General features: G+C 59.3%; 10 protein-coding genes. 7 read left to right on the forward strand and 3 right to left on the reverse strand.

The window, feature by feature from the left end; translation table 11 throughout:
- Nucleotides 1-173 precede the first annotated feature (173 nt).
- On the forward strand, nt 174-3,125 hold the full coding sequence (locus DCO47_RS22615) for a DUF748 domain-containing protein (protein WP_116658960.1): 2,952 nt from the start codon (nt 174-176) through the stop codon (nt 3,123-3,125).
- Nucleotides 3,122-3,421, forward strand: coding sequence for a DUF2845 domain-containing protein (locus DCO47_RS22620; protein WP_064364128.1), 300 nt, complete (start codon nt 3,122-3,124; stop codon nt 3,419-3,421). Before DCO47_RS22615 ends, DCO47_RS22620 begins: the two co-directional genes overlap by 4 nt.
- 267 nt (nt 3,422-3,688) lie before the next feature.
- On the opposite strand, the gene DCO47_RS22630 is transcribed toward DCO47_RS22620, so the two are convergent.
- Nucleotides 3,689-4,042, reverse strand: coding sequence for a BON domain-containing protein (locus DCO47_RS22630; protein ID WP_064364127.1), 354 nt, complete (start codon nt 4,040-4,042; stop codon nt 3,689-3,691).
- A 300-nt stretch (nt 4,043-4,342) separates the two neighbouring features.
- A complete protein-coding gene (locus DCO47_RS22635; protein ID WP_064364126.1) occupies nt 4,343-4,780 on the reverse strand; it encodes a pilin in 438 nt (145 codons plus the stop codon).
- A 226-nt stretch (nt 4,781-5,006) separates the two neighbouring features.
- Here DCO47_RS22635 and pilB point away from each other — a divergent pair, with 226 nt between their 5' ends.
- From pilB to yacG, 5 genes are read left to right on the forward strand one after another with little or no spacing between them, the layout of a single operon-like run.
- Nucleotides 5,007-6,707, forward strand: coding sequence for a type IV-A pilus assembly ATPase PilB (pilB, locus tag DCO47_RS22640; protein WP_042610478.1), 1,701 nt, complete (start codon nt 5,007-5,009; stop codon nt 6,705-6,707).
- A gap of 2 nt (nt 6,708-6,709) precedes the next feature.
- Nucleotides 6,710-7,927, forward strand: a complete 1,218-nt coding sequence (locus DCO47_RS22645; protein WP_116658961.1) for a type II secretion system F family protein — start codon at nt 6,710-6,712, stop codon at nt 7,925-7,927.
- 1 nt (nt 7,928) lies between these two features.
- The gene (locus DCO47_RS22650; RefSeq protein ID WP_042610480.1) at nt 7,929-8,801 is read left to right on the forward strand and encodes an A24 family peptidase; all 873 of its coding nucleotides are present in this window, start codon (nt 7,929-7,931) and stop codon (nt 8,799-8,801) included.
- Nucleotides 8,798-9,421, forward strand: coding sequence for a dephospho-CoA kinase (gene coaE / locus DCO47_RS22655; RefSeq protein ID WP_116658962.1), 624 nt, complete (start codon nt 8,798-8,800; stop codon nt 9,419-9,421). Before DCO47_RS22650 ends, coaE begins: the two co-directional genes overlap by 4 nt.
- Nucleotides 9,418-9,618: a DNA gyrase inhibitor YacG gene (gene yacG, locus DCO47_RS22660; protein ID WP_116658963.1), complete on the forward strand. Its 201-nt coding sequence runs from the start codon at nt 9,418-9,420 to the stop codon at nt 9,616-9,618. Before coaE ends, yacG begins: the two co-directional genes overlap by 4 nt.
- A gap of 49 nt (nt 9,619-9,667) precedes the next feature.
- On the opposite strand, the gene DCO47_RS22665 is transcribed toward yacG, so the two are convergent.
- A complete protein-coding gene (locus DCO47_RS22665) occupies nt 9,668-10,357 on the reverse strand; it encodes an energy-coupling factor ABC transporter permease (RefSeq protein WP_116658964.1) in 690 nt (229 codons plus the stop codon).
- Nucleotides 10,358-10,452: the final 95 nt, after the last annotated feature.

Here is a 10,452-nt window from a genome sequence, read left to right on the forward strand (position 1 = left end):
GATAGCGGTCTGTCAGTGACCAGAATTGCAGACTGACACTCCGCTATCGCGAGCAGGCTCACTCCTACAATGGAGATCTGTTCCTACAGAAATTTCTGAACAATCCTGTCCCACATCAAGCACTTCGGAACCAGAATCGCGTGCCATACTCCAAGGCACTCCGATTCAGACAGATGAAGCCGCACATGCCCAAAGGATTGATTCGCGCGATTGGCGCACTGCTGACAGCCCTGGCCCTCTACAGCCTGCTGGGGTTTCTGATCCTGCCGGGCATTGCCTTGCGTGTGGCCAACCAGCAACTGGCCAGCTACGCGACGCTGCCAGCGCATTTGCAGCGTATCGAACTCAACCCGTTCAGCCTTGAGGTCACCCTGTGGGGCCTGGTCATCGGCGAGCCGGGCAAGGAACAGGTCGGCTTTGATCGTCTCTACGCCAACCTGCAAATCGACAGCCTGTGGACCAAAGCGCTGCACCTGTCGGACATCGAACTGGACAAACCCAAGAGCGAAATCCTCTTCGCCAAGGACGGCAAGCTCAACCTGCTGGGCCTGTTCAACGTGCCGCCGAGTGAGCCGACACCCGCCGATCCCGACGCCAAGCCATTTCCGCTGCGCATCGACAACATCAAACTGGCCGGCGGCGTCGTGCATTTCGAGGACGCACGCCCCAGCGAGCCGATCGAATTCCTCTACGACGACCTCAGTTTCGAGCTGAAAAACCTCAGCACCCTGCCCGAAGACAGCGCCGACATGACCCTTATCGCGATCGGCCCCGCTGGCGGGCGGATCGACTGGACGGGCAACTTCAGCCTGATCCCGTTCACCTCCGAAGGCACCCTGAAAGTCACCGATGGCCAGATGAAATCCTTCTGGCCCTACGTCCGCGACGCCGTGCCGCTGGTACTGGAAAACGGCGTAGTCAGCCTCAGCACCGACTACAAACTCAACCTGTCGAAACAAACCGAACTGCTGCTGAACAACGTCGCGGTGAGCATCGCGCCGTTCGCCATCAAGGCCCCGGATGGACGCCCACTGGCCAGGCTCGAACGTCTCGACGTCAGCGAAACCTCGCTGGACCTGGCCAAGCAGCAAGTGGTGGTCGGCAAGATCCGCAGCAACAAGCTGGAAACCTGGGCGGCGCTGGAAGCCGATGGCCAACTGGACTGGCAGAAACTGTTCGCCAGCCAACCGTCGAAACCGGCTGCCAAAGCCGCTGCCGAACCGGCCGATGCACCAGCGGCCGCCGACTCGCCGAAGGCTGAACCGACTGCACCGAGCAAGCCATGGCAGGTGCTGGTCAAGGATGTGCAACTGCGCAACTACACGGTCCATCTCGCCGACCGCTCGGCACAGCCGGCGGTGGCGCTGGACATCACCCCGCTGAACGTCGACCTGCAGGATTTCGACAGCCTCAACGGCTCGCCTTTCAAGCTCAGGCTCGACAGCGGCCTGGGCAAGCAAGGCAGGATCAGCGCCGACGGTACGGTCAATCTGGCCCCGGTGAATGCGCAGCTCAACGTGAAAACCCAGGATGTCGACCTGCGGGTCGCGCAATCCTATATCAACCCGTTCATTCGTCTGGAACTGCGCAGCGGCATGCTTGGCAGTGATCTCAAGGTCGACCTGAAAAGCACCGAACCGCTGGCCCTCAGCGTCACCGGCCGCGCGCAGATCGATCAGTTGCACACCCTCGATACGCTCAAGACCCGCGACTTCCTGAAATGGCAGCAAGTGGTGGTCGACGGCATCAACTATCAGCACGGCGACAGCCTGTCGATCGACAAGGTCAACCTGTTACAGCCGTACGTGCGTTTCATGATCAACGACGACCGCACCACCAACGTCGACGACTTGCTGATTCCGCAACCAGCGGACAGCGGTGCAAAACCGGCCGGAAGCAAACCGGCCAGCCAGGACAAGCCGCTGGGCATTCATATTGGCGCGATTGCGATCAACGACGGCTCGGCCAACTTCGCCGACTTCAGCCTGACCCCGAATTTCGCTACCGCCGTGCAGCAGCTCAACGGCCAGATCGGCACCATCGACAGTCGTCAGGCAAAACCGGCCAGCGTCGACATCAAAGGCAAGGTCGACCGTTATGCGCCGGTGACGATCAAGGGTGCGGTCAATCCGTTCGACCCGATGGCCAGCCTCGACATCGCCACCAGTTTCAAACGCGTCGAACTGACGACCCTGACGCCCTACTCCGGCAAATTCGCCGGTTACCGCATCCGCAAGGGTCGGCTGAATCTTGACCTGCATTACCTGATCACCAAGGGTCAGTTGAAGGCCGAGAACAAGGTCGTGGTCGAGCAACTGCAACTGGGCGAGAAAGTCGACAGCCCCGATGCGGTGAGTCTGCCGCTGAAACTGGCGATCGCCCTGCTCAAGGACGTCGACGGCAAGATTTCCATCGAATTGCCGGTGACCGGCGACCTGAACAATCCGCAGTTCAGCGTGATGCCGATCGTCTGGCAGACCCTGCGCAACCTCATCGTCAAAGCCGCCGCCGCACCGTTCAAGATGATCGGTGGGCTAGTCAGTGGCGGCGGCTCCGAAGACCTCGGCACGGTGTCCTTCGCACCGGGCTCCAGCGACTTGAGCAAAGACGCCGAAGCGGCGCTGGTGAAACTGTCGCAAGCGCTCAAGGAGCGTCCGGCGCTACGCCTGGAAATCGAAGGCACTGCCGCGAAAAGCAGCGACGGGCCGTTGCTCGCCGAGCAGCGTCTGGAACGCGAATACCAGTACAACTACTACAAGATGCTCCAGCGCCGTGGCGATAAAGTCCCGGCCCAGGCCTCGCTGCTGCAAGTGCCGGAAGGCGAGAAAGCCGCGCTGCTCGAAGGCATCTACCGCACCCGCCTGAAAACCCAGCCACCGACAGAATGGAAAGATCTGGGCAAGGAAGAACGCACGGCAAAAATGCGCCAGGGCGTGATCGCGTTCTGGAGTGGCAGCGACGTGCTGCTGCGGCAGTTGGGCCAGGATCGCGCCAGCACCATCAAGGATTACCTGGTCGACAAGGGCAAGCTCGAGGATGACCGGGTGTACTTCATCGACGCCAACCTCGGCGAAGCCGAAAGCGATGGCCGCGTGGTAACGCAAATGCATCTGGATGCCGAATGATCATGCGTAACTGGCTGGCGGTAATCGCTCTGATGTGTGTTGCTGGCCACGCGTCGGCTTCGGACACTTTGCGCTGCGGCAGCCAGTTGATCAGCCTCGGCGACCGCGCAAGCGAGGTATTGCAAAAGTGTGGCGAGCCGGCCGGCCGGGACGTGCTCGGCTACAAGCGCAGTGCCAATCGGCGCGAAGAGTTTCAGGTCGAGGAATGGACCTACGGCCCGAACAACGGCATGTACCAGTACCTGCGCTTCGAAGGCAATCGCCTGCGGCAGATCACCAGCAAACGCGGTAACTGATCAATACATCATCCCTGTAGGAGTGAGCCTGCTCGCGATCGCAGTTTGTCAGTCGAGACATCAGTCAACTGACAGACCGCGATCGCGAGCAGGCTCACTCCTACATTTGCTTTGTGTGACCCATGAATAGAACAGGCCCCGACACAAGTGCCGGGGCCTGTAATGGTCACATCCGTGTGACCGTTCGCATGAACTCTAAAGTTGCGGCAGACGTATTGCTCGGCCCGTCTGTCGCGTCTTCTCCCGGTTCAGGCGAGAAGTCTTGCCTTAGTCGGCTTTCAGGCCGTCAGCAGAAACTGCTTTAACGCCTTTGATTTTCTTGGTGATGTTCACCGCGGTGGTTTTCTGAGCTTCGGTAACAGCTACGTCAGAAGACAGGGAAACTACACCCTTGTTGGTTTCGACTTTGATGTCGGTGCCTGGAATACCTTTTTCGGTAACCAGATCGCTTTTCACTTTGGTGGTGATCCAAGTGTCGGAAGTAGCTTCTTTAGCCTTGGTAACTTCACCGGCAGCCAGAACCATTGGCGCTTGGGTAGCCTGAGCGGACTGGGCGAAAGCGCCACCAGCCATGGTCAGGGTCAGAGCGGTAGCAGCGGCAGTGATAGCGAACTTCTTCATACGAGTAACTCCTGTTTTTACTGGAAGTCTGCTGTAACGCTTGTCAGCAGGGTTACCGGAGATATTGCGAACGCTGTGCCAACTTTTTCGACCGTATAAAATCGTTTAAAAACAAACAGTTATGAAAAACGCTGATTTTCACTTTCATGCAAAATGCATGACTCACTTCAATTTCGCATGCAAGTTGCGGTTTTTTGGAAAGTTCATAAGCTGCTGAAATTATTGGAGCTTTTGTGAAGTGCTCGCGAAATGAAAAATGCCCCGCGGTGCGGGGCATTCGGGCTTCAGGCGCGAACCGGATTACGTACCGCTGGCCGTGCAGCCACGAGGCGAGTAATCGGCGTTGACAGTTGTCGCGCAGGTCCATGCGCCTGAAGTATTGCCCGTGGCGGATCCTGATCGAGAAAGCGTGACGGTTTTACCCAGAACCGGACCCGGCGCGTTAAGCAAGGTACAAGTGATTGATCCTGCGCCTGTAGACGCGGTGCCTGTAACCGCCAACGTACAGTTGGAAGTGGCAGTAGTACCGTTGGCGACGTTCGTCAGATCCGGGGTGCCGCCCTGATTGATCGTGTCTTCGAACGGTACTTTGAGCGCGGTAATCTCCGCCAGCCCCGCCGTCACCTTCGACCGCGCCTGATACTTCGAATACTGCGGCAGGGCGATTGTCGCCAGAATGCCGATGATCGCCACAACGATCAGCAGCTCGATCAATGTAAAGCCTTGTTGTTTTTTCATAGACACGCTCCATGCATGAGTCGAAATCTCATGATCTGAACAAGGCTCAGCACAGCCCATGCCAACGCCCTTTTGCCCCCGTCTGCTGGGCGCGCGCATTCCCCGACGCCGTTTCCTACAACCGGCAACCGCACTATCTGACACTTTTTGTCACCTGCACCGGCCGTGTTTGGCGCTGTCACTTGACTAGGCTATAAGTCATGAACGGCAAGCGTGCGGAATCCCCATGAATGACATCGCTCTGAGCGGTCTGGCCAAGCAATTGGTCCAGGCCGAATTGCTCACGGAAACAAGCGCCCGGCAATCCTGGGCGCAGGCCCAGCGCAATCGTGTGTCGCTGGTCAATTACCTGGTGCACAACAAACTGGTCAACAGCCGGCAGATCGCCGAGATCGCCTCGGAACATTTCGGCATGGCGCTGCTCGATCTCAACTGCCTCGACAAAGAAACCCAGCCCAAGGGCCTGGTCAGTGAAAAACTGGTTCGCCAGCACTGCGCCCTGCCCTTGTGGCGACGTGGCAACAAATTGTTCGTGGGTCTATCCGACCCGAGCAATCAGCAGGCAATCAGCGACATCCAGTTCAGCACCGGCCTGAGCACCGAAGCGATTCTGGTCGAGGACGACAAGCTGAGCGACGCCATCGACAAGTTCTTCGACAGCCATGCTTCGGGCCTGGAAGAAATGGCCGATGTCGATCTGGACGGCCTCGACGTCGAGTCCATCGATGACAACAAGCAGGACGTTATCGGCGGCCTCGATGCGGACGATGCTCCAGTCGTGCGCTTCGTGCACAAGATGCTGCTCGATGCGATCAAGAGCGGCTCTTCCGACCTGCATTTCGAGCCCTACGAGAAAAACTACCGGGTACGCATGCGCACAGACGGCATGCTGCGCGAGGTGGCCAAGCCGCCGATCCAGTTGGCCGGGCGCATTGCCGCACGTTTGAAGGTCATGGCCAGCCTCGATATTTCGGAACGGCGCAAACCCCAGGACGGGCGAATCAAGATGCGCCTGTCGAAAAGCAAATCCATCGATTTCCGCGTCAACACCCTGCCGACCCTGTGGGGCGAAAAAGTGGTGATCCGGATTCTCGACCCGTCCAGTGCGCAAATGGGCATCGACGCCTTGGGTTACGAGGCCGAACAAAAAGCCTTGTACCTCGCTGCGCTGAAACAGCCGCAAGGGATGATTCTGGTCACCGGGCCCACCGGTTCCGGTAAAACCGTGTCGCTGTACACCGGGCTGAACATCCTCAACACCGTCGACATCAACATCTCCACCGCCGAAGACCCGGTGGAGATCAACATGGAAGGCATCAACCAGGTCAACGTCAATCCCCGCCAGGGGCTGGATTTCGCTCAGGCCCTGCGTTCGTTTCTGCGTCAGGACCCGGATGTGATCATGGTCGGCGAGATCCGCGACCTGGAAACCGCCGAGATCGCGATCAAAGCTGCGCAGACCGGTCACCTGGTGCTATCGACCCTGCACACCAACAGCGCGGCGGAAACTCTCACGCGCCTGCACAACATGGGTATTCCCGGTTTCAACATCGCCACCTCGGTGAGCCTGATCATCGCCCAGCGTCTGGCACGCAAGTTATGTGCGCACTGCAAACGGCCGCTGGAGATCCCGCACGAAACCTTGCTCAAGGAAGGCTTCCCCGAGGAACGCATCGGTCATTTCACGATCTACGAGCCGGTCGGTTGCGATCACTGCAATGGCGGTTACAAAGGACGCGTGGGGATTTATGAAGTGGTAAAAAACACACCGGACCTGCAACGGCTGATCATGGCCGAAGGCAATTCGCTGGAGATCGACATCCAGATGCGCCGCGACGGTTTCGCCGACCTGCGCACCTCCGGGCTGCACAAGGCCATGCAAGGCATCACCAGCCTTGAGGAAATCAACCGGGTCACCAAGGATTGAACATGGCGGTCAAGGCAGCAAAAGTCAGCGTTTACGCCTGGGAAGGCACGGACCGCAAAGGCAGCAAAGTCAGCGGCGAGTTGAGTGGGCAGAATCCCGCACTGATCAAGGCGCAGCTGCGCAAACAGGGGATCAACCCGGGCAAGGTGCGCAAGAAATCCGCCTCCCTGCTGAGCTTCGGCAAACGCATCAAGCCGCAGGACCTCGCCTTGTTCACCCGGCAGATGGCGACCATGATGAAGGCCGGCGTGCCGCTGTTGCAGTCCTTCGACATCATCGGCGAGGGCTTCGAAAACCCGGCCATGCGCAAACTCGTCGACGAGGTCAAACAGGAGGTCGCCGCCGGTAACAGCTTCGCCACGTCATTGCGCAAAAAACCGCAATACTTCGACGAGTTGTACTGCAATCTGGTCGACGCTGGCGAACAGTCCGGCGCCCTCGATACCTTGCTCGAACGCGTCGCGACCTATAAGGAAAAAAGCGAAGCGCTCAAGGCCAAGATCAAGAAGGCCATGACTTACCCTACTGCCGTGGTGCTGGTGGCGGCAGTGGTGACCGGTATTCTGCTGGTCAAGGTGGTGCCGCAATTCCAGTCGGTGTTTTCCGGGTTCGGCGCCGAATTGCCAGGCTTCACCCTGATGATCATCAGCCTGTCGGAGTTCATGCAGCAGTGGTGGTGGGCGATTCTCTATGCCCTGGTCGCGGCGTTTTTCGGCACTCGCCACGCGCTGAAGACTTCGCAGGCCCTGCGCGACCGGCGCGATGCCTGGCTGCTGAAGCTGCCGCTGGTGGGCACCTTGATGTACAAGTCCGCCGTTGCACGTTTTGCCCGCACCTTGTCGACTACATTCGCAGCCGGTGTGCCGTTGGTGGAAGCGCTCGATTCGGTCGCCGGCGCCACCGGCAACGTGGTGTTCAAGCGTGCGGTGCTGCGGGTCCGGCAGGACGTGTCGACCGGCATGCAGCTGAATTTCTCGATGCGCAGCACCGGTGTATTCCCCAACATGGCGGTACAAATGACCGCCATCGGCGAGGAGTCCGGGGCACTGGATGACATGCTCGACAAGGTTGCCAGTTTCTATGAGGCCGAAGTCGATAACATGGTCGACAACCTCACCAGCCTGATGGAGCCGTTCATCATGGTGGTGCTGGGGGTCATCGTCGGTGGACTGGTGGTGGCCATGTACCTGCCGATCTTCCAACTCGGCTCAGCGATCTGACATGCCTATCGACGAACTGTTTGCCGTGTACCCGCTGGCCTTTGTGCTCACCGCGCTGCTGCTTGGTCTGGTGGTCGGCAGCTTCCTCAATGTTGTGGTCTGGCGTCTGCCGAAAATGCTCGAGCGCGACTGGCGCCAGCAGGCCCATGATGTGCTCGGCCTGCCCATCGAAACACCTGCGCCGACCTACAACCTGATGCTGCCGCATTCCGCGTGCCCGCATTGCGGACACCGGATCCGCCCTTGGGAAAATATTCCGCTGCTCAGTTATCTGTTGCTGCGCGGGCGCTGCTCGGCCTGCTCGGCACCGATCAGCAGACGTTACCCGCTGACCGAACTGGCCTGCGGCCTGCTCTCGGCCTTCATCGCCTGGCACTTTGGCTTCGGCTGGCCGGCGGGTCTGCTGATCTTGCTGACGTGGGGCTTGCTGGCGATGAGCCTGATCGACTGCGAGCATCAACTGCTGCCCGATGTGCTGGTGCTGCCGTTGCTGTGGCTGGGGCTGATCGTCAATAGCTTCGGCGTATTCGTGCCGTTGTCCGATGCGCTGTGGGGCGCGGTCGCGGGTTATCTGGCGCTGTGGTCGGTGTTCTGGCTGTTCAAGTTACTCACCGGCAAGGACGGCATCGGCCATGGCGATTTCAAGCTGCTGGCCTTGCTCGGTGCATGGGGTGGCTGGCAGGTTCTGCCCCTGACCATTCTGTTGTCATCGCTGGTGGGGGCGGTTTTCGGCGTGCTGATGCTGCGTCTGCGCGCCCAGGAAACCTCGACGCCAATCCCGTTCGGGCCCTTTCTGGCAATTGCCGGCTGGATTGCCTTGCTCTGGGGTGGTCAAATAACCGACTTCTATTGGCAGTCTGTCGGTTTGAAATGAATACCCCTGTGGAAAAACCCTGGATTCTCGGCCTGACCGGCGGCATCGGCAGCGGCAAAAGCGCGGCGGCCCAGCACTTCATCGACCTCGGTGTGCATGTGGTGGATGCCGATCACGCCGCGCGCTGGGTGGTCGAGCCGGGACGTCCGGCGCTGGCGAAGATCGCCGAACATTTCGGCCCCAGCGTGCTGCAGGCCGACGGTACACTCGACCGTGCCTCTCTGCGCAAACTGATCTTTGAAGACCCTGAACAACGGCGTTGGCTCGAAGCGCTGCTCCACCCGTTGATCGGCGAAGAAATCGCTCATCATCTGGCGCAGGCAAAATCGCCTTACGCGATTCTGGTTTCACCGTTGCTGATCGAGTCCGGGCAATACGCGATGACCCAACGTATCCTGGTCATCGATGCGCCACAGCAACTGCAGATCGAACGCACCCTGCAGCGAGACCAGACCAGCGAACAACAAGTGCAAGCGATCCTCAAGGCGCAATCGAGCCGTGAAGACCGCGTGAGCCGTGCCGACGACGTGATCGTCAACGACCGCGACCTCGCCTGGCTGCACAGCGAGGTCGAGCGTCTGCATCACTTTTATCTGACTTTATCCGGAGGCCAAGCATGAGCCAGATCCCAACCGTTGAATGCCCAACCTGCGGCGCCCCCGTCGAATTCATCCCGGAAAACGAATTCCGTCCGTTCTGCTCGCACCGCTGCAAACTGATCGACCTCGGCGCCTGGGCCTCGGAAGAGCACAAGATTCCGGTTGCCCCTGACGCCGAAGACGAGTTGTTTTCCGGCGATTTCAATCCGCGTCACTGATCGCTGATCGAGGTCGCATAAGCCCGCGAGCATGGCGGTTCGATGTGGATCAAGACTTCGGATCGTCATCCTTCCATGGTGCCGAGAGGTAGCGGGTGCGGTTGAAGGTCTCCAGCCACTCCGGGCAGAACACCACCAACGCACTGACCACCATGCCGTTGATGAAGGCTTCGGGAAACAGCAGCAGCCACAGGTAACCGACGAAATCTTCCAGCCACTCCGGCATGGCGAACAGGCCGTCGTACCACAGCAGCGTCAGGCTCAGGATCAGGCACAACAGGCCCGACAACGCGGCGGCAAAGAAGCCGGAACAGAAGATGTAAACGAACGGATTTCGTGGCTGCGCGCGCTCGACAAGGATCGCCACGCATTCGGTGACCAATACCGGTAACAGGATCAGCAACGCGCCATTAACGCCGACCGCGGCCAGATCCTGACGGCCCAACAGCACCAGACCGGTCTGCGCGATCAGCCCGCCGACGATCGCCAGCGGCCAATCGAGCAGCAGCGTCACCGCCGTCATGCCGATGAAGTGATAGGACACGCCGGTATCGAAATCCCTGCGCACCAGCCACAGCAGGAACAGCGCGAACACCGTTCCGAACAGCAAGTGCTGACGGCGACTGTCGCTGAACAGCTCGACCCATGGCGCACGCATGATCGCCCAGAGCAGCACCGGCAGATAAATCAGCCAGCCGAGCGTCAGGCTTGCCGTTGAAAGCAGTTCGGCACCGATCATGATTCCCTCACCAGCTACTCGACACGCTTTTTGTAGGAGCTGCCGAAGGCTGCGATCTTTTGATCTTGTTTATAAAAGCAAAAGATCGCAGCCTT

The organism is Pseudomonas sp. NDM, assembly GCF_003105095.1.
GTDB lineage: Bacteria > Pseudomonadota > Gammaproteobacteria > Pseudomonadales > Pseudomonadaceae > Aquipseudomonas > Aquipseudomonas moraviensis_A.